25 protein-coding genes and 1 tRNA gene are annotated in these 22,681 nt (G+C 62.4%); 6 read left to right on the top strand and 20 right to left on the bottom strand.

The features are described 5' to 3' along the window. The coding region (locus U0988_RS03060; RefSeq protein WP_322291175.1) for a CHC2 zinc finger domain-containing protein at window positions 1–437 on the bottom strand (437 nt) is incomplete at its 3' end. Window positions 438–674: 237 nt separating this feature from the next. Between U0988_RS03060 and U0988_RS03055 the strand changes: the two genes are divergently transcribed. The 3 genes from U0988_RS03055 (at window position 675) to U0988_RS03045 (ending at window position 2,060) form a co-directional block, all read left to right on the top strand. Continuing rightward, window positions 675–1,259, top strand: a complete 585-nt coding sequence (locus U0988_RS03055; protein WP_416172355.1) for a lytic transglycosylase domain-containing protein — start codon at window positions 675–677, stop codon at window positions 1,257–1,259. A 64-nt stretch (window positions 1,260–1,323) separates the two neighbouring features. Then, window positions 1,324–1,875: a thermonuclease family protein gene (locus U0988_RS03050; RefSeq protein ID WP_322291173.1), complete on the top strand. Its 552-nt coding sequence runs from the start codon at window positions 1,324–1,326 to the stop codon at window positions 1,873–1,875. Further along, on the top strand, window positions 1,866–2,060 hold the full coding sequence (locus tag U0988_RS03045; RefSeq protein ID WP_322291172.1) for a DUF6961 family protein: 195 nt from the start codon (window positions 1,866–1,868) through the stop codon (window positions 2,058–2,060). Before U0988_RS03050 ends, U0988_RS03045 begins: the two co-directional genes overlap by 10 nt. Before the next feature lie 136 nt (window positions 2,061–2,196). Here the strand turns inward: U0988_RS03045 and U0988_RS03040 are convergent, their stop codons facing one another. Both U0988_RS03040 and U0988_RS03035 read right to left on the bottom strand, forming a co-directional pair. Beyond that, window positions 2,197–3,420, bottom strand: a complete 1,224-nt coding sequence (locus U0988_RS03040; protein WP_251104299.1) for a tyrosine-type recombinase/integrase — start codon at window positions 3,418–3,420, stop codon at window positions 2,197–2,199. 165 nt (window positions 3,421–3,585) lie between these two features. Beyond that, window positions 3,586–3,672: transfer RNA gene (locus tag U0988_RS03035), tRNA-Leu, on the bottom strand. 198 nt (window positions 3,673–3,870) lie between these two features. Between U0988_RS03035 and U0988_RS03030 the strand changes: the two genes are divergently transcribed. After that, window positions 3,871–4,830 (top strand): SDR family NAD(P)-dependent oxidoreductase, encoded by a 960-nt coding sequence (locus U0988_RS03030; protein ID WP_322291171.1) that lies wholly within the window; start codon window positions 3,871–3,873, stop codon window positions 4,828–4,830. A gap of 2 nt (window positions 4,831–4,832) precedes the next feature. Here the strand turns inward: U0988_RS03030 and U0988_RS03025 are convergent, their stop codons facing one another. The 7 genes from U0988_RS03025 to U0988_RS02995 form a co-directional block, all read right to left on the bottom strand. Beyond that, window positions 4,833–5,333, bottom strand: a complete 501-nt coding sequence (locus tag U0988_RS03025; RefSeq protein ID WP_322291170.1) for an NfeD family protein — start codon at window positions 5,331–5,333, stop codon at window positions 4,833–4,835. A 2-nt stretch (window positions 5,334–5,335) separates the two neighbouring features. Then, window positions 5,336–6,349: an SPFH domain-containing protein gene (locus tag U0988_RS03020; protein ID WP_322291169.1), complete on the bottom strand. Its 1,014-nt coding sequence runs from the start codon at window positions 6,347–6,349 to the stop codon at window positions 5,336–5,338. Between the two features lie 109 nt (window positions 6,350–6,458). Beyond that, window positions 6,459–7,766, bottom strand: a complete 1,308-nt coding sequence (locus tag U0988_RS03015; RefSeq protein WP_322291168.1) for a serine hydrolase domain-containing protein — start codon at window positions 7,764–7,766, stop codon at window positions 6,459–6,461. Between the two features lie 25 nt (window positions 7,767–7,791). Next, window positions 7,792–8,691, bottom strand: coding sequence for a dienelactone hydrolase family protein (locus U0988_RS03010; protein WP_416172354.1), 900 nt, complete (start codon window positions 8,689–8,691; stop codon window positions 7,792–7,794). Window positions 8,692–8,791: 100 nt separating this feature from the next. Further along, the gene (locus U0988_RS03005; protein WP_322291167.1) at window positions 8,792–10,153 is read right to left on the bottom strand and encodes an acyltransferase; all 1,362 of its coding nucleotides are present in this window, start codon (window positions 10,151–10,153) and stop codon (window positions 8,792–8,794) included. A gap of 43 nt (window positions 10,154–10,196) precedes the next feature. Further along, entirely contained in the window at window positions 10,197–11,051 is an 855-nt protein-coding gene (gene purU / locus U0988_RS03000) for a formyltetrahydrofolate deformylase (RefSeq protein WP_322291166.1), read from the bottom strand. Window position 11,052: 1 nt separating this feature from the next. Continuing rightward, window positions 11,053–12,063, bottom strand: a complete 1,011-nt coding sequence (locus U0988_RS02995) for a nitronate monooxygenase (protein ID WP_322291165.1) — start codon at window positions 12,061–12,063, stop codon at window positions 11,053–11,055. 203 nt (window positions 12,064–12,266) lie between these two features. Here U0988_RS02995 and katG point away from each other — a divergent pair, with 203 nt between their 5' ends. Beyond that, window positions 12,267–14,456 (top strand): catalase/peroxidase HPI, encoded by a 2,190-nt coding sequence (gene katG / locus U0988_RS02990; protein WP_322291164.1) that lies wholly within the window; start codon window positions 12,267–12,269, stop codon window positions 14,454–14,456. 78 nt (window positions 14,457–14,534) lie between these two features. Here the strand turns inward: katG and purT are convergent, their stop codons facing one another. Further along, window positions 14,535–15,692, bottom strand: a complete 1,158-nt coding sequence (purT, locus tag U0988_RS02985) for a formate-dependent phosphoribosylglycinamide formyltransferase (RefSeq protein ID WP_322291163.1) — start codon at window positions 15,690–15,692, stop codon at window positions 14,535–14,537. 162 nt (window positions 15,693–15,854) lie between these two features. Then, window positions 15,855–17,135: an aspartate kinase gene (locus tag U0988_RS02980; protein ID WP_322291162.1), complete on the bottom strand. Its 1,281-nt coding sequence runs from the start codon at window positions 17,133–17,135 to the stop codon at window positions 15,855–15,857. 55 nt (window positions 17,136–17,190) lie between these two features. Between U0988_RS02980 and ubiG the strand changes: the two genes are divergently transcribed. Continuing rightward, window positions 17,191–17,961 carry a bifunctional 2-polyprenyl-6-hydroxyphenol methylase/3-demethylubiquinol 3-O-methyltransferase UbiG gene (gene ubiG, locus U0988_RS02975; protein WP_322291161.1) on the top strand — a complete coding sequence of 257 codons (771 nt, stop codon included), beginning with the start codon at window positions 17,191–17,193 and terminating at the stop codon, window positions 17,959–17,961. Between the two features lie 5 nt (window positions 17,962–17,966). Here the strand turns inward: ubiG and U0988_RS02970 are convergent, their stop codons facing one another. The 8 genes from U0988_RS02970 to U0988_RS02935 all read right to left on the bottom strand — a co-directional run bounded on the left by U0988_RS02970 (window position 17,967) and on the right by U0988_RS02935 (window position 22,646). After that, entirely contained in the window at window positions 17,967–19,028 is a 1,062-nt protein-coding gene (locus U0988_RS02970) for a glycerophosphodiester phosphodiesterase (protein ID WP_416172353.1), read from the bottom strand. Further along, window positions 19,007–19,354 carry an ArsC family reductase gene (locus U0988_RS02965; RefSeq protein WP_322291160.1) on the bottom strand — a complete coding sequence of 116 codons (348 nt, stop codon included), beginning with the start codon at window positions 19,352–19,354 and terminating at the stop codon, window positions 19,007–19,009. Before U0988_RS02965 ends, U0988_RS02970 begins: the two co-directional genes overlap by 22 nt. Next, window positions 19,351–19,857 carry an SDR family oxidoreductase gene (locus tag U0988_RS02960; RefSeq protein ID WP_322291159.1) on the bottom strand — a complete coding sequence of 169 codons (507 nt, stop codon included), beginning with the start codon at window positions 19,855–19,857 and terminating at the stop codon, window positions 19,351–19,353. The genes U0988_RS02965 and U0988_RS02960 overlap by 4 nt, the downstream gene beginning before the upstream one ends. A gap of 504 nt (window positions 19,858–20,361) precedes the next feature. Beyond that, entirely contained in the window at window positions 20,362–20,835 is a 474-nt protein-coding gene (ruvC, locus tag U0988_RS02955; RefSeq protein ID WP_322291158.1) for a crossover junction endodeoxyribonuclease RuvC, read from the bottom strand. Window positions 20,836–20,848: 13 nt separating this feature from the next. Beyond that, window positions 20,849–21,199 (bottom strand): DUF3147 family protein, encoded by a 351-nt coding sequence (locus U0988_RS02950; protein ID WP_322291157.1) that lies wholly within the window; start codon window positions 21,197–21,199, stop codon window positions 20,849–20,851. Then, window positions 21,199–21,948, bottom strand: a complete 750-nt coding sequence (locus tag U0988_RS02945) for a YebC/PmpR family DNA-binding transcriptional regulator (RefSeq protein ID WP_322291156.1) — start codon at window positions 21,946–21,948, stop codon at window positions 21,199–21,201. The genes U0988_RS02950 and U0988_RS02945 overlap by 1 nt, the downstream gene beginning before the upstream one ends. A 70-nt stretch (window positions 21,949–22,018) precedes the next feature. Further along, the gene (locus U0988_RS02940; protein ID WP_322291176.1) at window positions 22,019–22,336 is read right to left on the bottom strand and encodes a heavy metal-binding domain-containing protein; all 318 of its coding nucleotides are present in this window, start codon (window positions 22,334–22,336) and stop codon (window positions 22,019–22,021) included. Between the two features lie 73 nt (window positions 22,337–22,409). After that, on the bottom strand, window positions 22,410–22,646 hold the full coding sequence (locus U0988_RS02935; protein ID WP_322291155.1) for a DUF2312 domain-containing protein: 237 nt from the start codon (window positions 22,644–22,646) through the stop codon (window positions 22,410–22,412). Between the last annotated feature and the right edge of the window lie 35 nt (window positions 22,647–22,681).

The raw sequence follows: 22,681 nt of genomic DNA, 5'->3' as shown, positions 1-22,681 counted from the left end.
GACGCCTCGGTAGACAGGAACGTGCGGTGGATGGCGATCGGGCCCTCGTCGAGGCTGACTGCCGAGATCATGGCGGGCAGAAAGCGGGCCCGTCCTTTCGGGCCAAGCGGCGTTCGTGGATGGAAACGGAGCGCCGGAGATGCGGCGAGGATGCCGCGGCTTTCAAGATATGCCTTTGCCGGACTGGCACGCAGTGGCTGTGCATCGCGCCAGATCCTCAGCGCTACCGTCGAGGGTTTGCGGGTGCTGGTCGATTCGGGTTCGTTGGTGGTCGCAGAACCTGAAAAAAGCGCCGGTGCCTCGAAACCTTCACGCGCCAGAGCAGCCAGCACGCTCTGCTGATCGCATCCCGCGAAACAGTGGAAGAGGATGGCCTGTCGGCCGAGCGACACACCGAGTGACGGCGTGCGGTCATCATGCGCAGGGCAACAGGCCATGCCCCTTGTGCCGGACCATTTGCCCCCTCGCGATTCGCAAATGCGACGGGCGGTCTCGGCAAGCGACCGGTTGGGATGAGCTTGGACAGATAGGGACATGCGAGCTCCTCAGCATGCAAAGTGGCCCCCTAATCAGCGTTCCTCTCCTCTCCCAAAGGCAGGCATTCGCGGCTTTCCTACAGGCACATGTTCTTTTTATGTTCTCTTTCGATTCGAATCAATGGAGCACAAGTCGAGATGAACTGCCTCAATTGTCTGACCGCGCTAGCGGTCGCCTGTCTGGGGATGATCGCGACCTCCTCACAGCAAGTCCGCGCCCAGGATTTCACCTTGTTCGAGCACGCGATCGTTCCGCCGAAGACGGACCAGCAGCCGGCAAGGGAATATCTTCCTGCAATCTACCAAACCGAGCCAGCAAACGTATCCTACCGGGAAGGCTTGTATATGGCGGCGATAGCCGAGGCTGAACGCCGTTACGGGCTTCCGACCAACCTGCTTCGTGCTCTTATCTGGGCTGAGTCCCGCTTCAATCCGATGGCTGTTAGTCCAGCCGGTGCTGCCGGGCTGGCTCAGCTTATGCCGGCCACGGCGCGCGAACTGGGCGTCCGGAACCGTCATGACCCTCTTGCATCGATCGACGGCGGCGCCCGGTATCTTCGCGATATGTTGGACCGGTTCGACGCAGTCCACCTGGCCTTGGCTGCTTACAATGCTGGCCCAGGTGCCGTCTCCCGATCACGCGGCATTCCCAACAATGGTGAAACGCCGCAATATGTCCGGTCTGTGTTGGGACGTTGGCAAGCAATTGGTATGTACAATTGACGAAACTCCCTGATTTCCGGCTATTGTCTGAAATCATGTACCGGAATGAAGACGGACAACGCCAGTGAATGAGACCCCAGGTGAGCCGTTCGACTTTCGCAAGGCGTTGAAGGCACAGAAGCGCCGGAAGCTGAGAAAGGAGATCGCGTTGGGTTTGGGAGCATTCGCGATCGTATTTGCTGGAGGGATGCTGGCACTCAACTGGCCAGTCCATGATGCCAGCCTTGCTAACGACGATCAGCAACCTCAGGCTTTATTCCAGCAAGCGAGCTCCCCAGAATTCGACATCTGCGGATCGATCCGGCGCACATGCGTCGTGGATGGAGATACTTTCTGGCTTGATGGCGTGAAGATCCGGATTGCCGACATCGACACTCCCGAGATCAGCGAGCCTCGTTGCGATTATGAATACCAACTCGGCATGCGCGCGACGCATCGCCTTGTCGAACTGCTCAATGGCGGACCCTTTGAACTCAGAACCATCGGGAGCAGAGATGAGGATCAGTACGGGCGCAAATTGCGGGTTGTTACGCGCGGTGGCCGCTCGCTTGGCGATCAACTGGTCGGCGAAGGGCTGGCGCGGACCTGGACCGGGAGACGCGAACCATGGTGCTGAACCGCGATCAGGAATTGTGGGCCGTCGCGCTCTGGGTCGAAAAGAACCATGGCGAAGAGGGAACCGCGTATATCGCACGGCAAATCCAGCGGCTATCCAACGAAGGGGATGAGGCAGGCATAGCAACTTGGAAGACTGTTGCTGAGCGCTTCGGTCAGCTTAGCTGCCAAAGCTCTACGAACTGAGGCTCGGCTCGATGCGGAATTGGCTTAAAGTCTGGGGCATCAGAATTGAGTTCGCCTTGCTCGCGTCAGTGTCCCTGATAGGGCTGGTCCTAAGCCTTCAATCCTGCACTGGCTGAGAAGAAATTCGTTCTCTCGATCAACCCTTCGCAAACTTGCCCTGGATGACCTTTCCTCCTGTCCGGAGCTCATCGAGGTAGTCGCTCCACCATTGAGCCATCCGCACACGCTCGTCCCAATGCTTGCCGCGATGGTAGATGCCACGCACAACATTGCTGTCGCCATGTGCCAGAGCACGCTCGATTGCATCCGGATTCCAAAGTCCCGACTCGTTCAGGAATGTTGATGCTGTCGCCCGGAGTCCGTGCGCGGTGACCTCTTCCTTCGAGTATCCCATGCGACGGAAGGCGGCATTGAGCGTGTTTTCACTCATGGGACGTTTGGAGCTGCGCGCAGATGGGAAAACATATCCTTCGCGGCCGAGCATCTCGCCCAGATCAGAGAGATAGCCTCTAACCTGCTTGGAAAGCGGGACGGCATGCGCTCGGCGCGCTTTCATTTTACCGGCAGGGATCTTCCAGACCCCATCGACGAGGTCGATCTCGTGCCATTCGGCGTGCCGGAGTTCGCCGGGGCGTACGAACACATGCGGCGCTATCTGCAAAGCTAACTTCGTCACCATGTAGCCAGTGAAGTCGTCGATTGCGCGCAGTAGCCCGCCTAGCTCATTGGGCTCGAGGATTGCTGCATAATGCGTGGCTCTCGGCGTTACGAGAGCACCCTTCAGCATACTGGTCGGATCGGATTTGCAGCGGGTGGTAGCGACACCGTAGCGAAACACGCGGCCTGCGAATGACCGGCATTTCTTCGCAGTCTCGTGTTTACCAGTGGCTTCCAGCCGTTTCAGAGGAGCCAGGACTTCGAACGGCTCGATCTCGTGGATGGGTCGGTTCCCGATAGCAGGCGCAAGCTTGTCGAGGAAATAGTTGGCCTTGACGATCGTGCCATCGGCGCGGCCATTCTGCACCATCATCTGTTCGATATACTCGCGTGCGACTGCCTCGAACGTCTGTGCAGAAAGGAACTCGGCGCGGATTTTCTGCTTCCGCTTCTCAAAGGCAGGGTCGCCCCCAGAAGCAACAGCTCGTCGCGCCTCGTAGGCCGCGTCTCGGGCTTGCTTGAGGCTGATGTCGGGATAGCTGCCGATGCAGAGCTTCTTTTGCGCACCGCCGATCCGGTATCGGAATCGCCAAAGCTTGCTGCCGGTCGGCGTGACCTCGACATACAGGCCGCGCTCATCGGTTACCTTGTACGGCTTGTCCTTGGGCTTGAGTGCGCGGAGGCGAGTATCTGTCAGAGGCATGTGGGGGCCTTTTCATCTGGGCCTTTGCGAAACGGCCTCAAAAGGCCCACAAAAGTGTCTGGAACCCCCGAGAACAGGCGGGACGATCCGGAACGATCCAAGGGCCAAATCCCTAGGATTTCTGCGGGTTTTATAGATTATTTGGGAGAACGTGAGAAGAACAAATGGTGCCCAGAAGAGGACTCGAACCTCCACGCCCTTGCGAGCGCCAGCACCTGAAGCTGGTGCGTCTACCAATTCCGCCATCTGGGCACCGGAGCGGCCGGACTTCGAAGCCGGGCCGCGGGTAGGAGGGGGCGGATAGCGAAGCGGGTGGGGCCGTGTCAATCAGAATGCGTGGGCACTTTGCGATTGCCCGCGGATGGCTTGCGAAACGCTTGTGCGAATGGTTGCGATGAGCGCGGCATTGCGGCATGGCCCGCACAGGATTTACCCGTATCGAACAGGCGAATGACGATGGTTATCGGCAAGGCATTGCAGGACAGGCTGGTGGTGATCACCGGCGGCAGCGGATTTTTCGGGCGGCATGTTGCGCAGGCTCTGCTGGATCAAGGCGCACGGCTGCGCATTGCCAGCCGCAATCCGGAAAAGGCCTTTGCGCTAAAGCCGCTTGCCAACCTGGGCCAGATCCAGTTTGCGCGCTGCGATGTCACCAATCCGGACAGCGTAAGGGCGGCAATGCTCGGCGCCGATGCGGCGGTGAATCTGGTCGGCGCCTTCGATGGCGACTTGATGCAGTTGATCGCAGGCGGGGCGGAAAACGTGGCGCGGGCAGCGGCCGAAGCCGGCGCGGCCGCGATGGTCCATGTCAGTGCCATCGGAGCTGATCTCAATTCTGAAGCCGAATACGCCCGCGCCAAGGCCCAGTCCGAACTGGACGTGCTGGCAGCGTTTCCCGCGGCGACCATCCTGCGGCCATCTTTGCTCTTCGGCGAAGACGACGGGTTGCTGGCGCTGTTTGCGGGAATGATCTCCACCTTGGCGGTGCTGCCTGTGTTTGCCCCGCACGCACCGCTGCAGATGCTGTTCGTCGATGATGCGGCGGACGCGGTCGCGGCGGCCCTCACCGATCCGGACACGCATGGCGGCAAAACTTATGAAATTGCCGGGGACGAGGCGATCACCATGCTGGAACTGCACCGGCGGATCGCTGCGGCACAGGGCCGTAAGCGGATCTTTGTGGAAATGCCCGATACGGTGTCGGGCATTTTCGCCGCGCTGCCGGGTACGCCGATGGGGCGCGACCAGTGGATCCTGCTGAAACAGGGCAATGTCCCGTCCGGAAAATATCCGGGCATCCATAAATTGGGAATCGACCCCCGCCCCCTGAGTCTGTTTCTGGATCGCTGGATGGTCAAATACCGAACGCATGGCCGCTTTACACGGCGGATGCCGGGCGGCGGAGCTTAGGCTCAGCTCCTCTCGGGGCCGATCTCCGGTTCTTCGGCGGGCTTTACCTGATCGAGCAACGGTACAGGTTCTACCACCAGCCTGGTACCATCCGCGCCGGTAATCCGGACGCGGACACCTACCGCCAGATCGGGACCGCGCGCAGCCCATTCGCTGTCGCCGTAGCGAACCCGTCCGGTGCCGCCCTCGATCGCCACGGTCACCACGGCGCCCTGTCCGATCATCCGGCCCTGGCGGTCGTTCATCAGGGGATCGATACTCGTGATCGGCCGGTCCCGCAGCCAGCGCTTGGCAGAGACGACTGCGATGAGCGAAAGAAAGATGAAATTGGTCACCTGCACAGCCACGCCCAGGTCGAGCACGAATGTCAGCGCTCCGGTGATCAACGCCGCCAACGCGAGCCAGATCAGATAGACCCCGGGCACGACCATTTCGAGCGCGGCCAGCGCCAGGCCGATCGACAGCCAGATCCAGTGCGGATCGAGCGAGCCAAGATCGTCCATGGTCAGCTTTCCCTGCTTTGCGGAACAGACGCCCTGACCTCTCCGGCCCGGGGAACGCGCACACGTTCGCGGGGGTCAGCAGGCGGCAGCTTGGTAGTGACATCACCCGAAGCAGGCTTCAGCGCTTCACCGAGCAGTTCGCCGATACCGCCGAGCGACCCGATCAGCTGGGTGGCCTCGATCGGGAACAGGATGGTCTTGGCGTTGGGGCTGGTGGCGAATTTTCCGACCGCCTTGGTGTATTCCTGCGCGATGAAGTAGTTGATCGCCGCGCTGCCGCTGCTGGCAATCGCGTCGGACACCACCTGCGTGGCCCGTGCCTCCGCTTCGGCAGCGCGTTCGCGCGCTTCGGCGTCCCGGAACGCGGCTTCCTTCTTGCCTTCCGCGGACAGGATCGCGGATTGCTTTTCTCCCTCGGCGCGCAGGATGCGGCTGGCGCGGTCGCCTTCGGCTTCGAGGATTTCGGCACGCTTCAGGCGTTCGGCCTTCATCTGGCGGGCCATCGCTTCGGAAATGTCGAGCGGCGGGCGGATATCCTTGATTTCCACCCGGGTAATCTTGATGCCCCACGGCGAAGTCGCCTCGTCCACCACCACCAGCAGCCGGGCGTTGATCTCATCCCGCTTGGACAGGGTCTCGTCGAGATCCATGCTGCCCATGACGGTGCGCAGATTGGTCGTGGTCAGCGCCATGATCGCGCCATATAGATTGGCAACTTCATAGGCGGCCTTGCCCGCATCGAGCACCTGGAAGAACACCACCGCGTCCACCCCGACCATCGCATTGTCGGCGGTAATGATTTCCTGGCCGGGGATATCCAGCACCTGTTCCATCATGTTCACCTTGTGACCAACGCGGTCGATGAACGGCACCAGGAAATGCAGGCCCGGCTGCGCCGCAAGCGTGTATTTGCCGAGCCGCTCGATCGTATAGACAAACCCCTGCTTCACCACCCGCACCATTGAAAACAGCAGGACGACCAGCAGAATCAGCGCAAAGCCAAGTACGTAGCTCATGAAATACCCCTTACAGCCCTAGTCCGGCATGGTAACGCCCGAACGGGTCACGGCAAGCAAAACCGGACGTTTGCCGCGCGGCCAAATGGCCGACCGGACTGGCAGGGTTTTAGTGTGGTGTGTGCCCGGTCGCGAAAAGCGAACTCCCGTAAACCGCATCCCGGATATCGTGGTGCAGGGTCATGTCGAACGGCACCTTCTGCACCGCGAAGACCACCGCCATGTCGTTGGCGTGATCGACCCAGAACAGCATCGATGGCCAGCCATCCCAGAAGAATTCGCCGACCGCGCCAGCGTTCTCCTCCGCGCTTGCAGGCGGGGCGATCCGAACGGCGAAATCGAGGCCGAAACCGACCTGTCCCTTGCCCGGCAGCCAGCCCCGCTTGGTCATTCGCGGGTCGAGGTGATCGGTCGCCATCAGCCGGACGGTCGAGGGTTTGAGAATGCGTGTACCCCCCAAAGCGCCCTCCCCCAGCAGCATCCTGGCGAAGCGCAAATAATCATCGACAGTGGAAACGATCCCCGAACCACCCATCCGCATCGGCTTGCCGCGGAAATTGGCCTGGAGCCAGAGTTCCCGGTCCATCGGAGTGAGCGGCCCTCCCTCGGCGGATTCATAGATCATGGCGAGGCGTGGCAGTTGGTCCGGGGGCGGGGTCCAGGACGAATCTTTCATGCCCAATGGTGCGAAGATCGCTTGCCGGACATATTCGTCTAACGGCATTCCGGAAAAATGGGCCACCAGCAGCGCCTGCACATCGACGGCAGCGCTGTATTCCCACTGCTCGCCGGGATCGTACAGCAGCGGCACCTGCGGCATCAACTGACCGAATTCCTCGAGCGTGTTGTCAGCCGAAAGCGGATCGAGCTGCTGCCAGACCTTGTCGGCGGGCCGGTCGCCGTCGCCGTAGGTAAAGCCAGCCGTATGGCGCATTACGTCGCGAATGGTGACGGGGCGCGCCGGTTCGCGCAGGGTTATCGCGCCGCTCGTCCCTGTTCTCTCCGCGACTTTCAGGGCGGCAAACTGCGGCAGATGATCGGAAAGCGGATCATCCAGGCCAAACTTGCCCTGTTCCCACAGCGTCATCAGCGCCACGCCGGTGACCGGTTTGGTCATGGAGAAGATCTGCACCAAGGTGTCGCGGGTTAACGGTGTGCCAGCTTCCCGGTCCGCCATTCCGGCAGCCGCGAAATGGGCTTCGCGGCCGTCCTTCCAGACGATGACGGACGCACCGGCCACGCGGCCATTCGCAACCATGGCATCGATTGTCCGGTCGATCCGCGCCGGGTCCAGCGTCAGGCCTTGGGCCGGTGAGCGCGAAGCGGCCGGGGCATCGCGCACTACTGCGTTCTGCGATGCCATGCAGCCGCTGGCCAGCAGCGCCGCTGCCGTCAGTCCGATGGACCATGCCCGCATTTCTCGCGTCCCCCTTCGGGCCGATCTACAGTTTCGAATAGAGCGCCATCTTGTCGGCATAGGCCTTTTCCGCAGCTTCCCTGGCATAGGCCGGGCTGTCGATCACCGTCCAGCCATGGTCGCCGGCATAGACTTCAACCTGCGCCGGAGTCCCGGTTGCTTCCGCGACGGCCCGCAGCCTGGTCTTTTCATCGGGTGCCTTGGCATCGTCGTTTTGCGCAATGGCAATAAGGTGGCTGGCGCGGGTTTCATCGAACAGATTGATCGGGCTGGTCGGGCTGTCACCCACCAAACCGCCACCGTGGAAAGACGCCGCCGCTCCGACCCGCGAGGGCACGGCGGCAGCGGTCCACACGGTGAACGGACCGCCCATGCAATAGCCCTCGGTCCCGATCCCGCGCGCCGTGTCGACGCTGCCTTGCGCGTCAAGCCAGCCGATCAGCGACTTTGCGTCGCGCGTGATCGCTTCGGCTGTCAACTTCCCCCGCCACGGACCGACCTTGTCCCAGCCGCCCGTGCGGAATTCAGCGAAATCGGCAAATTGCGGGGCCTTGGTGTCGCGGTAATAAGGATTGACCACCAGCACGCCGTAGCCTTCCGCGGCGGTCCTTCGCGCCATCATCATGAAGGCATCGCGCAGGCTGGCGATATCGGGCCAGCAGATCACCGCAGGATGCTTGCCGCTGGCGGGATGGACGAAGAAGGCATCCATCATTCCATCAGGCGTCTGGATGGTGACGTTGCTTTCCGTCAGGCCTCCCTCGCTCGCGGTGGCCCGGTCGACCCCTGCACAAGCCGCCAATGTGGCGGCGGCACCGGCAGCGCCGATCGCGCCGAACTGGCGGCGGCTGAGGCCCGCCATCGCCGTTTCGCGCCATTCGGCATTGGTCTTTTCAAATCCGGCAGTGGTCAGCTTGTCGCACATGGGGAGGCTCCTGATTTGGGCGTTCTAAAGCGCGCACTCTATCAGCCGGTCCGGCGGCGTCCATAGCGGCTTAAGTCCACCTTCCAACACGGCAAAGAGTTCAGGCCCGCCGCCGGGTCAGGTCGTACACCGGTCCGAAGCGGACCAGCGCCGCACCGATGAAGGGCAGGGCCACAATCCACAGGCGGACCCCGGTGACACCCAGCGGGCTGGCGATACTGAGCACCGCAGTTGAGGCGAGACCGGCGCAGGCGAGCGCCAGTCCGACACCGAGGCGCCAGTGCGGCACATCGCCCTTGGCCGCAGCGGCGGGGTTCTCCTTCGCCTGTTCGAACCGCGCGAAGGCCATCACCAGCGGCAATGTCACGGCGATATACAGCGCAAACCACACGGGGCGGGCCAGCCACCATGCGCCGCTGCCGGGGGCGACCTCCAGACCCACACCGCCGAGCAGATAGGCCGCCACCATCACCAGCACGAAGGCGGTCAGGTGCCACAGGTAGATCGTCATGATCATGCCGTTGATCAGCACCACGGCGGTCCAGATGCGGATGTTGTCCAGCATCCGCCGCGCCTGTGGTTCCAACGCCAGGGCAAAGCCGGTCTGCGTGATACCCAGCGCCAGCAGCGCCAGCGTCGGCGGCATGGAATTGGTGATCGCCTCCCCCGGAACGCCGATCATCGCCACTGGATAGGGCCCGATGAACACCAGCGCCAAGAGTAGCGCAAGCCCGGCCAACCCCCATGCGAGGGCACGCGCAGGTCTGGCGAAATATCCTTCGCCCCAAGCATAGCCGAGCTGGTGCACCGCCAGCCAGACGAAGGCGAAATTGGCGAATTTGATATGCGGCACGTCGAACTGGAGAGTGGCGACGTCCACCGCGACCGCCCCAGCCACGAGCGCGAAGAACGATCCCAGCCCCCATCGCTTCCACGCCGCATGGGTCAGCGGAACCGCGGCGGTGACCATGATATAGACCGACAGGAACCACACCGGAATCAGCGCCAGTTGCGCGGCCAGCGCCACGATCTGGCGCTCCACGCCCATGGCGGTGCCGAACGCCGCTATCATCGTCCAGATCAGGAACAGCGGCAGCACCGGATAGATCAACCGGCGGAACCGGCTGGTGAACCAATGGGCATAGGTGCTGCTCTGCCGCCGGTTGGCCAACCACGAGACGCCGTTTGAAAACCCGCCGACCAGGAAGAACAACGGCATCACCTGGAAACCCCAGGTCAGCCACTGCGTCCACGGCAGGATACCGAGCAGATGCCCGCCCTGCACCGCGCCGTTCTCGATATAGGGTGCGGCAACCAGCCAGTGTCCGATCACCACCGCCAGGATCGACAGCGCACGGAGGAAATCGACGTATCGGTTGCGATCCGGCGGGGCCATCTCGGCCATCGCGCGGGCGCGCGACCAGACGGTTTTCCTGGCCGGTGCCGTGTTCGAATCGTTCATTATGCCCCCTACCCCGATTCAATTCCCCAGCTGATCTGACATTCTAGCTGCGAAATACCACGGTCTTGCTGCCGTTCAGCAGCACCCGCTCCTCCAGGTGCAGCCGCACCGCTTCCGCCAGCACCCGGCTTTCGATCTCGCGGCCCTTGCGGACCAGATCTTCCGGCTCGTCGGAATGGCTGATCGGTTCCACCGCCTGATGGATGATCGGACCTTCGTCGAGATCGGGCGTCACGTAATGCGCGCTCGCCCCGATCATCTTCACCCCGCGGGCATGGGCCTGGTGATAGGGTTTTGCACCCTTGAAGCCGGGCAGGAAGCTGTGGTGGATGTTGATGCAGCGCCCTGCAAAATGCGCCGCCTGCGCGTCCGAGAGAATCTGCATGTAACGCGCCAGCACGACCAGTTCGGCTGCGGTATCCTCGGCAATCTGGCGGACCTGCGCTTCCTGCTCGGCCTTGCTTGCTGGGGTGACCGGCAGGTAATGGAAGGGAATATCCCGAATATGGGTGTGGCTGACCGCGCTGCGGGGATGATTGGAAATGATCCCGACCGGCTCCATCGGTAATTCACCGATGCGGTGCCGATAGAGCAAATCCGCCAGACAGTGATCGAACCTGCTGACCAGGATCAGCACACGGCGCGGGCGGTCCCGCAGCACCAGGTGCCAGCGCATTGCGAATTCTTCGGCCAGCGGCGCGAACTCTTCGCGCAGCGCTTCTCGCTCCGCCGCACCCGGATCGAATTCCACCCGCATGAAGAACGCCTGCCGGGTCTGGTCGTTGAACTGCTGCGCTTCCAGTACATTGCCGCCGCGTTCGAACAGGAAGGACGTGACCCGCGCGGTGATCCCGGGCCGGTCTGCGCAGCTGAGCGTGAGGACGAGCGGACCGGCCATCTTACCGGCGGGACAAAGCCGCTTCGCACTGCGACATCAGCTGCTGCATGATGTCCGCGACCGGCTCTTCTTCCTTCAGCATACCGACCGACTGGCCGGCCATGATCGAACCGTTTTCGACATCGCCGTCGATCACCGCGCGGCGCAGCGCGCCCGCCCAGAAATGTTCGATCTGCAATTGGGCTTCGCCCATTTCGATGCTGCCGCTGTCCAGCAGTTTGGCAACTTCGATCTGCTTGGCGGTGAATTCCTCGGTGCCCTTGTTCTTGAGTGCACGCACCGGGATCACCGGCAGGCGCGGGTCCACCTGTACGCTGGTGATCGCATCACGCGCATTCGCCCGGAAAAACGCCTTCTTGAAATTCTCATGCGCGATGCTTTCGGTTGCGCAGGCGAACCTCGTGCCAAGCTGCACCCCGACGGCGCCCATCTCCAGATAGCCGGCAATGGCTTCGCCGCGGCCGATACCGCCGGCCACGAACACCAGATGGTCTTCCGCCAGAACGGGCAGGAATTCCTGCGCCAGCACACTGGTGGACACCGGGCCGATATGACCGCCGGCTTCCATGCCCTCGATCACCAGCGCATCCCCGCCAGACCGAAGCAGCTTCTTCGCCAGCGCGAGTGTGGGCGCGAAGACGATCACTTTCGCACCGAATGCCTTGATCGCCTCGACACTGCCCTTGGGCGGAATGCCGCCCGCCAGCACCACATGAGTGACACCGTGCCTCGCGCATATTTCGATAAGCTCGAACAGCGCCGGGTGCATGGTGATCAGGTTGACGCCGAACGGCTTCGCAGTGAGTTTCTTCGTCTCGGCGATTTCGGTGTCGAGCAGGTCGGGGGTCATCGCCCCGCAGGCGATCACACCGAAACCGCCCGCATTGCTGATCGCCGACACCAGATTGCGCTCCGAAACCCAGCTCATCGCACCGCACAGCACCGCATATTCGCTGCCGAGAAAGTCTGTTCCGCGCTGCATCAGGGCGGAAGTCTTGGGAAAAGCGGTCATTGCGGCTCCGGATAATTTGCGCCTGCCCCTTAGGGCCGCGCCACAAGGCGGTCAAATCATGCGGTAACAAACAATCGCGCCGCAGCATTCGATAGGCTGGGTCTCTGATCGGATAAAACGATCAGGCTGATGGCGTTAATCGTTTCGAGTAATATCAGCGGCTCTGCTATACGGACACGATATTCTTTAGAGGAGACGGAATCATGGCTGAAGCAGACCCCCAGGCATCGGGTTGCCCGATGGGCGGCAAGGACGGCGGCTTTCGCTCGCTGCTTGGTCGCACCAACCGCGATTGGTGGCCCGACGCGTTGCAACTGGAAATTCTCACCCAGAACGGCACCACCCCCGATCCGATGGGTGACGATTTCGACTATGCCGAAGCGTTCAACACGCTCAATTATCAAGCACTCAAGGATGATCTGACCGCGCTGATGACCGACAGCCAGCCTTGGTGGCCGGCGGATTACGGCCATTACGGCCCGTTCTTCATCCGTATGGCGTGGCACGCAGCAGGCACCTATCGCACCGGGGACGGCCGCGGCGGTGCAAGCAGCGGGCAGCAGCGCTTCGCCCCGCTCAATAGCTGGCCCGACAACGGCAATCTCGACAAGGCGCGCCGCCTGCTGTGGCCGATCAAACGCAAATACGGCAAGAATATTAGCTGGGCCGACCTTTTCATCCTGACCGGCAATGTCGCGATTGAATCGATGGGCGGTCCCGTGTTCGGCTTTGGCGGCGGGCGCAAGGACGTGTTCGCACCGGAAGCCGACGTCTATTGGGGCACCGAAGAAATGTGGGTCGACCAGGGCGCGGAAACGCGGATCCATCCGGACGAAGGCAAGGCTCTCGAAAACCCGCTTGCGGCGATTCAGATGGGCCTGATCTACGTCAATCCCGAAGGTCCGGGCGGCAATCCCGATCCGCTCCAATCTGCCCGCGACATGCGCGAAACGTTCAGCCGCATGGCAATGAACGACGAGGAAACCGTTGCGCTTACCGCTGGCGGCCATGCCTTCGGCAAATGCCACGGCGCGGTGCCTGCCGATCAGCTTAGCGGAGCGCCCGAATCCGAGGCGCTGCATCTGATGGGCTTTGGCTGGGCAACCGACGCGGAGCAGATCGAGAAGGGCCACATTACCACCTCCGGACTTGAAGGTGCGTGGACCCCCAACCCGACCCAGTGGGGCGGCGATTACTTCCGTCTGCTGTTCAAATACGATTACGAACTGGTGCGGAGCCCGGCGGGCGCGCAGCAATGGCAGCCGGTCAATGCCGATCTGGAAGATATGGCGCCCGATGCACGCGATCCTTCGAAGAAGGTCCCGACCATGATGACCACCGCCGACATGGCGCTGAAGATGGATCCGGAATACCGCAAGATATCCGAACGCTTCCGTGACAACCAGGCGGCGCTGGACGATGCCTTCGCCCGCGCATGGTTCAAGCTGTGCCACCGCGACATGGGGCCCAGGGTTCGCTATCTCGGCCCCGAAGTGCCCGAAGAAGACCTGATCTGGCAGGACCCGGTCCCCGCCGGAACCATGCCATCGGACGGCGATGTGGCCGCGTTCAAATCGGCAATCCTTGGCAGCGGGCTGACGACGGCGGAATTGGTCAAGGCGGCATGGGCTTCGGCCTCCACCTATCGCAGGTCGGATCATCGCGGGGGCGCAAACGGTGCCCGTGTGCGGCTCGCCCCGCAGAAAGACTGGGCGGTCAACGATCCAGCCGAGCTGGCGAAAGTGCTCGCTACAATCGACGAGCTGCGCGGCAATCTGTCGATTGCGGACGCCATCGTGCTCGCCGGGACAGCGGCGGTCGAAAAGGCGGCGCATGATGCGGGGTTCAATGTGTCCGTACCGTTCACCGGCGGCCGCGGCGATGCGACCGACGAGATAACCGACGCCGAAAGCTTCGAACCGCTCGAACCCCAGGCCGACGGCTTCTGCAACTACCTGAAGGGCAGAATGAGCGTGAAGACGGAGGACATCCTGGTCGACCGCGCAAGCCTGCTGGGCCTGTCGATCCCCGAAATGACCGTTCTGGTCGGGGGTCTCAGGGTTCTGGGTGCCAATTCCGGCAACAGCAAGCACGGTGTCCTGACGGACCGTCCGGGCAAGCTGACCAACGATTTCTTCGTCAATCTGCTGGACATGGGCACGTCTTGGAAAACGGTCGACACCAGCGGCGACGAGGAGTTTACCGGCACCGACCGCGCTACCGGAGAACAGCGCTGGACAGCGACCCGCACCGACCTGGTGTTCGGTTCAAACTCGCAGCTGCGTGCCGTGTCCGAAGTCTATGCCGAAACCGGCCATGAAGAAAAGTTCGTGAAGGACTTCGTGGCCGCATGGACCAAGGTGATGAACGCCGACCGGTTCGACCTGAAATAAGCCCCGAAGTCCGTTCGGGTTGCAAGAAACCTCCCCGCGCCTTGCTGCACGGGGAGGTTTTCTTTTGAATTCCGCTCTTCAGCCGTAGATCAGGCGGACCTTGCCTGCGGCCTCGGCAGCAATCCGCCGGGCGTCATCGATGTTCCCCGCCGCTGCCAGGGCGACGCCCATCCGCCGGTATGGCCGCGCGGTCGGCTTGCCGAAAATTCGAATATCCGCACCGTCCGCCATGGCCTCTGCCAGCCCGTCATAAGTCAGGGTCTCGCTGTCCCGGTCCGCCAGGATTACTGCCGAGGCAGCGGGCCGCGCGCGGATCGGGGCTGGGATCGGCAAGCCGAGAATGGCGCGGGCGTGCAGATCGAACTCGCTCAAATTCTGCGATATCAGCGTCACCATCCCGGTATCGTGCGGGCGCGGCGACAGTTCGGAGAAGATCACTTCATCGCCCTTGACGAAGAACTCGACCCCGAACAGGCCGTAGCCTCCAAGATCATCAACCACCTTGGCCGCCATGTCCTGCGCTGCGGCAATCGCGGCTTCGGACATCGCGGCGGGCTGCCAGCTTTCCCGGTAATCGCCGCGTTCCTGCCGGTGGCCGATCGGCGGGCAGAAGATCACCCCCTCCCGGGTGCGCACGGTCAGCAGGGTGATCTCGTAATCGAAATCGACGAATTGTTCGACGATCACTCGCGCCCGGTCGCCGCGCATATTGGCGCGCGCATAGTCCCACGCCGCCTCGAGTTCCCCTGCGCTGCGCACGGTGCTTTGCCCCTTGCCGCTGGAGGACATGACCGGCTTGATCACGCAGGGCAGCCCGGTGAAATCCGCGCCCGCCAGTACTTCCGTCAGGCTCTCGGCATAGCGGTAGCGCGAGGTCGTGAGCCCCAGTTCCTGCGCCGCCACGTCGCGGATCGCATCGCGGTTCATGGTCAATTGCGCCGCACGGGCCGACGGCACGATGTTGACCCCTTCCGCCTCCAGTTCGGCCAGCACCTCGGTGCGGATCGCCTCCACTTCCGGCACAACAAAGTCGGGCGCGTGCCGGGCAATCGCGGTCCGCAAGGCGTCACCGTCGAGCATCGAGAACACCTCGCACGCATCCGCCATCTGCATCGCGGGCGCGCCGGCGTAGCTGTCACACGCCGTCACATGACAGCCAAGCCGCTTGGCCGAAATAGTGAATTCACGCCCCAGTTCGCCCGAGCCGAGAAGCAGGATTTTTGCGGTGTGGGACATGGGTAAGCTCCTTGCTTTCGAGTGTTGGAGACCCACCCCCGCTGCGACTAGGCAGCCGGCTGCCAAGTCTCGTTACCCCTCCCGTACGGGAGGGGCTAGTGGAGCTTGCTGAGCCCTTGCGAAGCTAGCGCAGCGGGGTGGGTCTGTGACGCCGGAAAATGCTTACGCCGCCTCATCCGGAGCATCCAGTCCGTAGGCGGTGTGCAGCACGCGTACCGCAAGTTCCGTTTCGTCCTCGTCGATCATCACGCTGACCTTGATTTCGGAGGTCGTGATTGCCTGGATGTTGATCCCGCGGTCGGCGAGCGCGCGGAACATGGTGCTGGCGACGCCGGCGTGGCTCTTCATCCCTACCCCGACCACGCTGATCTTGGCGATCTTGCTGTCGGTGATGATCCGGTTGAAGCCGATGGAATCGCGCCGGTCCTCCAGCAGGGCCTGCGCCCGTGCGAGGTCGGTCAGCGGAACGGTGAAGGTCACGTCGGTCTCGCCCTTATCGCGGCCCACGTTCTGAATGATCATGTCGACGTTGATCGAGGCGCCCGCAAGCGGTTCGAAAATATGCGCCACCGCGCCCGGCTTGTCGGGAACGCGGGTCAGGATGATCTTTGCCTCGTTCTTGTCATGCGCAATGCCGGTCACGTGCTGGCGTTCCATTTCACCGTTCTCCAGAAGTTTTTCCATCTCCGCTTCGGAGACGATCATTGTGCCGGGCAGATCATCGGCCGGCGTCGCATCGTCGTCGATGAAGGAGGACAGGACCTGCACCCGCACGCCTTCCTTCATCGCCAGCCCGACGGACCGGGTCTGGAGCACCTTCGCCCCGACCGAGGCCAGTTCGAGCATTTCCTCATAGGTCACCGCCTTCAGCTTGCGCGCCTTGGCCACGATCCGCGGGTCGGTGGTATAGACCCCGTCGACATCGGTGTAGATGTCGCACCGATCCGCGCCGACTGCCGCCGCAACGGCCACCGCCGAAGTGTCCGATCCCCCACGCCCCAGCGTAGTGATCCGGCCCGCGCCCGACACGCCCTGAAACCCGGGAATAACCGCAATCTCGCCTGCGTCCATCGCGGCGATCAGTTCGGCGGCGTCGATATTGGCGACGCGCGCCTTGGCATGGGCTTCGATCGTGCTGATCGGCATCTGCCAGCCGAGCCAGCTGCGCGCCTTGCAGCCGAGCGATTGCAGTGTGAGCGCCAGCAATCCGGAGGTGACCTGTTCGCCGCTGGCCACCACCACGTCATATTCCGCCGGATCGAACAGCGGGTTCGCCTCGCGGCAGAAATTGACCAGCCGGTCGGTCTCGCCCGCCATCGCGCTGACCACCACCGCGACCGAGTGTCCGGCGGCTTGCTGGCGGCGCACGATCCCCGCGACCCGGCGGATACGCTCCGTGCCGGCCATGGATGTGCCGCCGAATTTCATCACGATCCGGGCCAATGTCTGCTGTGCCTCTCTGCTGGAACCTGTCGTCGGTGGCTGTTAAGGGTGCTGCATGAGCGATGCAACTGTAAGTGTTGAACCGGTTTCTGCGGCAACTACCGACCCCGCAACGATCCGGCCGGCTGAGGCGGCGCATTTCGGCGCGCTCGCGCGGGAGTGGTGGGATCCGAAGGGCTCCTCCGCCATGCTCCACCGGCTGAACCCGGTCCGGCTCGGCTTTATCCGGCAAGCGATCGATCTGCATTGGGCAGGCGATATCGAGAGTGTCCGTCCGCTGGCGGGCAAGTCCGCGCTGGATGTCGGCTGCGGGGCGGGGCTGCTGTGCGAACCGCTAGCACGCCTCGGTGCGTCGGTGACGGGTGTCGATGCAGCGGCGGAGAACGTCGCTGTGGCCTCGGCGCACGCCGCGGGCTCAGGGCTTTCCGTCGATTACCGCGCGGGTGAACTCGGTGAACTCGGATTGGGCCAATTCGACCTGGTGACCTGCATGGAAGTAATCGAGCACGTCGCCGACAAGCCGCGCTTTGTCGCGCAGCTGGCCCGGCATTTGGCACCTGGCGGGCTGATGATCCTGTCCACCCCCAACCGCACCGCTGCCTCGCGCCTTCTTCTGGTTCAAGGCGCGGAAGCCGTGGGCCTCGTGCCTAAGGGCACCCATCAATGGGACGATTTCATCACCCCGGATGAATTATGTGATTTGCTTCATGCCGCCGACTTGGACGTTACCGAGATGCGCGGCATCGCCTTCGGCCCGCTAAAGGGCCTGCATCTGACGGACGATATGGCGCTGAATTACATTCTGACGGCAAGGCACCGGCAGTAATGGCTCTATTCGCGTAATTGGACAGAGAGGTCGCATTTGGCACGACTTGTCGGCAGGGGATCGTCCGTAAACACCCCGTCCACCTGCGCCCCCTTCAACAAGGCCCACAAGGCGGGTAGATTTCCGGCGGCTGACGGGTCGTCCCCAAATCGCAGGGCGGGCGGCAGGAAGGCATTCTCCTTGCGCAATGTCCACGCATGGACCTGCAGCCCGGCCGCGTGGGCGTCTGCCACCAGTGAAGTCGCCGAACCATTTGCGTTCAGCACCATCGGAATTGCGACACCGATCGCATCGGCATATTGCGCCACTTCGGCAAGGCCGGCCGGTCTCGCCATGGCGGCATAGCTCAGGGAAGGCGTATCTGCCGGTCCGCCTTCCGGCGCCATCAGCAGCACCAGCTTCCACTCACCCGACGCATTCAATTGCCGAAGCGGCGCGACCTCGAAGCTCTGGATGAACACCGGATCATCCGGCGTCAGCCCGGCGCGGTCCAGTTCCTCAACGAGCAAGGCGGCGGTGTCGATACCGGTTTCCTGCGTCAGGAAGGCTGGATGTTTCAGTTCAGGGTACAGGCCGATCCGCTTCCCCGACAGCGCTTCCCTCGCTCTGACCAGGGCGATCACCTCGGCAAATGTCGGCACCTGGTACAATCCATCGAACCGGGCGTTGGCGGGGCGGATTTGCGGCAGGCGCTCACGCGCGCGCAGGGTGCGGAGCTCGGCAAGCGTGAAATCTTCCGCAAACCAGCCGGTGACCGAGTTCCCGTCGATGCTCTTGGTCCGCTTGCGCTCGGCGAATTCAGGCCGCGCCGCGACATCGGTGGTGCCGGAAATCTCATTTTCGTGCCGCGCGACTAGTACCCCGTCCTTCGTGACCACCAGATCGGGTTCGATATAATCCGCACCCTGATCGATCGCGAGGTCATAGGCCTCCAGCGTATGTTCGGGCCGCTCCCCGCTCGCGCCGCGGTGCGCAATGATCAGCGGATCGCCGGATTGCGCATGGACCGATGCGGGCATCATTGCCGCCGCTGCCGCCATCAGTGTCAGGAAAACGCCTTGTCCCATTCATCCTCCCGGAATCCGACCAGCAATCCGCCCGCATATTCTACCACCGGGCGTTTGATCATGCTGGGGTGCTGCACCATCAAGGTTACGGCCTTGTGGCTGTCGAGACCCGCCTTGTCCGCATCGTCCAGCTTGCGGTATGTCGTACCGCGCTGGTTGAGCAGCACCTCCCAGCCCTTGTCCCGGACCCAGCCCTCCAGCCGCGCCGGGTCCACGCCCGTTTTCTTGTAGTCGTGAAAATCATACGCGATCCCCCGCGCGTCGAGCCAGCGGCGTGCCTTCTTGACGGTGTCGCAATTGGGGATTCCATAGACTTTGATACTCATGGTTGTTTGGTACCTGCATGCTTGCTGGCGCAATAGGCGCTAACGCCCGGAAAACCGGTGAGCCCCGCCGTAGACGACGTGATCAAGATGGAGCCGCCACCGCGTTTCTTCAGATGGGGGATGGCGTGATGCAAAAGGTTCCAGACACCGATCACGTTCGGCTGTAAGACGTCGAGCAAGTCCTTTTGGGTCTGCTCGTCGATTGGCCGGACTGCTCCTTCGACGCCAGCATTTGCGAAGACGATGTCGAGGCAGCCAAATCGCTCCACGGTCGCGTCAATGGAAGCTTTCGTCTGTTGCTCATCCACAACGTCAGCGGTGAAGTGAGAGAGGCGGTCGCTGGGCCCAAGGCGCTCCACAATCTCTGCGAGCTTCTCGGGATTGCGGCCAGTCACCATCACATGCGCGCCCTCATCGAGAAACCGCCTAGCGGTCGCCTCGCCAATTCCGCCCGTTGCTCCGGTGATGATAGCAACCTTGCCGTTCAATCTATCGCCCATCATTTTCTCCCCTGTCGATTAATAAGGAAGGCTAAACCGAAACCCGACGCGGCGCACTCGAAAACGCTAGGCGTGTTTCGCGGGTGTGCGTGGGGGGTCCGGCAGGGGTTCAATGCACGCGCCTCTTCTTGCCCACGATACGGAAAAGGTTGCAAATGTCAGCTCCCCACGACCTTGCGGCCATGCCTGCTTGCTACAGGTATCTCAGAAGCAGACGTTCGGTATTTGCATCTTTTTCTTCAGGATAGGGCGGTAAGGCGTTGCCGCGCGAAATTGCCAAACAGGTTCTTGGCCCGCGAGGTTCCTGATACGTTGCCGCCCTGCCGGGAACATCTGACCCGGAGGGCGGTTGTGCCTATGCAGACGCCGATTGTTGGCGGCCGAAAGGAATCAATACATGCGAGGCATTATCGGAACTGTCGTCACCGTCGTCGTCATCGTTATCGTGCTAAGGGTTCTCGGCGTCATCTGATTCAGGCCGTAGTCGGACTTAAGCGTCCGCAACTTCTAAAAAGTGCGAGTAAGGTGCGCGTCGGCGATGGCAACCGCCAGCGCATCGGCGGCATCTGCGCCCGCTATTTCCGCGCCCGGAAGTAACACTTTGAGCATCGCCTGCACCTGAACCTTGTCCGCCGCGCCGGTGCCGACGACCGCCTTTTTCACCAGCCGTGCCGAATGTTCGGACACCTCCAGTCCTGCCGTGCCGCAAGCTGCCAGAACGGCCCCGCGTGCCTGCGCGAGCTTCAGCGTCGATTGCGGATTCTTGTTGATGAAGACTTCCTCCGCTGCGGCGCGGTCCGGGCGATATTCCGCGATCACGCGCGCCAATTCCTGCTGCAGCGCCGCCAGCCGCTGCGCCATCGGAGACTTGGCATCGGTCGGGATCTGACCATTGGCAATATGCGTTAGCCGGCTGCCTTCGCTGCGCACCACGCCCCAGCCGGTGCACGACAGCGACGGGTCGAGGCCCAGGATCAGCATGGGGGAATGATCATCAGAGGCGCAGCCCAAAGCGCGGGCCGAATGTCGCCATCAGCGAATAAAGCACCACGGTTACTGCGCAGCCGACTGTCAGCGAGAGCCAGAACGGCAATCCCGCCCGCAGCATCACAGGCATGACCAGGAACATCGGCAACGAAGGCAGCACATACCAGAAGGTCGCCCCGGCGTGGACCGCCATGTTTTCCGCATCGGGCCTTTCATGCCACAGCAGGATCATGCCGAGGATCGACACCAGCGGCAATGACGCGACCAGCGCCGCGGTGGCCGGGAGCCGTTTGCCAATCTCCGCAATCGCAACGATCATCGCCCCGGCGACCAAGGCCTTGGCGATAAGCGCAAACATCAATCCTGGTCCAGCCGGGCCATGATCTCGTCCGAAATCTCGTAATTGCCCCACACCGTCTGGACGTCGTCATCGTCATCGAGCACGTCGAGCAGCTTGAACAGCGTGCCTGCGCCTGCTTCGTCCATGTCCACGGTGATGTTCGGCTTCCACGCCAGCTTGACCGCCTCCGCTTCGCCGAGCAGTTTTTCAAGCGCGCCGGCCACTTCGTGCAGATCGTCCGCGGCGGTCCAGATTTCGTGTTCTTCCGCGCCCGACTGGATATCCTCCGCGCCGGCTTCCATCGCGGCTTCCAGCATCTTGTCTTCGCTGCCCGCGCTTGCGGGATAGACGATCAGACCCAGCCGTTCGAAACCGTGCGACACCGATCCGGTTGCGCCAAGATTGCCGCCATGCTTCGAAAAGGCGGTGCGCACATTGGTGGCGGTGCGGTTGCGGTTGTCGGTCAGTGCCTCGACGATGATCGCGCTGCCGCCGGGGCCGTAGCCTTCGTAGCGGACTTCCTCGTAATCGTCGCCTTCATTGGCGGAGGCCTTGTCGATGGCGCGCTGGATATTGTCCTTGGGCATCGACTGCGCCTTGGCGCTGTTGACCGCCAGCCGCAGCCGGGGGTTCATGTCGACATCGGGTGTGCCCATTTTCGCCGCGACGGTAATCTCGCGGCTGAGCTTGGAAAACATCGCCGAGCGCTTTTTATCCTGCGCGCCCTTGCGGTGCATGATATTCTTGAATTTGGAATGGCCTGCCATTGATCGCCTGCAATTATCGGTTGAGTTGTGCCGGCTCCCTAGCGAATGGCGCGGCCCCGGGCAATCTCGGTCAGACCTTGACCGCAGTCCCGCTGGCGCTGACCATCAGCATCGATCCCTTGTCGCCAATGACCTCGTAATCGAGATCCACGCCGACGACCGCGTTGCCGCCCAGCGCGCCGCATTCGGCCTGAATTTCCTCGATCGCCTGTTCGCGCGCGTCGCGCAGGATCCGTTCATACGATCCGGAACGACCACCCACGATGTCGCGGATGTTTGCAAACAGGTCGCGGAACAGGTTCGCGCCGACGATAACCTCGCCGGTCACGATCCCGAGATACTCCTTGATCGGCCGCCCCTCCAGTGTGGGCGTGGTAGTGACGGTGATGCCGCGGGCATCTTTCCAGGGTCCGGCCATGATCTTGCTCTCCTGTCTGGTCGAACCCCAGATTAGCGCCCGATCAGGCGAGGCCAAGCGCTGATTTATAGACGTCGAGGATCGTTTCCATCTCGCTGCGATCGTCGGGCTTCATTTTGCGCAGGCGCACCACCTGTCGCATGATCTTGGGATCATAGCCGACCGCCTTGGCTTCGCTGTAGACATCGCGAATATCGTCGGCGATGCCCTTCTTTTCTTCTTCCAGCCGCTCGATGCGTTCGATCAGCAGGCGCAGACGGTCGTCGGTGGCTTCAGCCATGGTGTAGCTCCAGATGGTGTGAGAATCAGTCGAAG

It is taken from the genome of Allopontixanthobacter sp., assembly GCF_034376665.1.
GTDB lineage: Bacteria > Pseudomonadota > Alphaproteobacteria > Sphingomonadales > Sphingomonadaceae > Allopontixanthobacter.
Note: the sequence above shows the minus strand (reverse complement) of the source record. Positions and strands in the feature narration are given on the sequence as shown.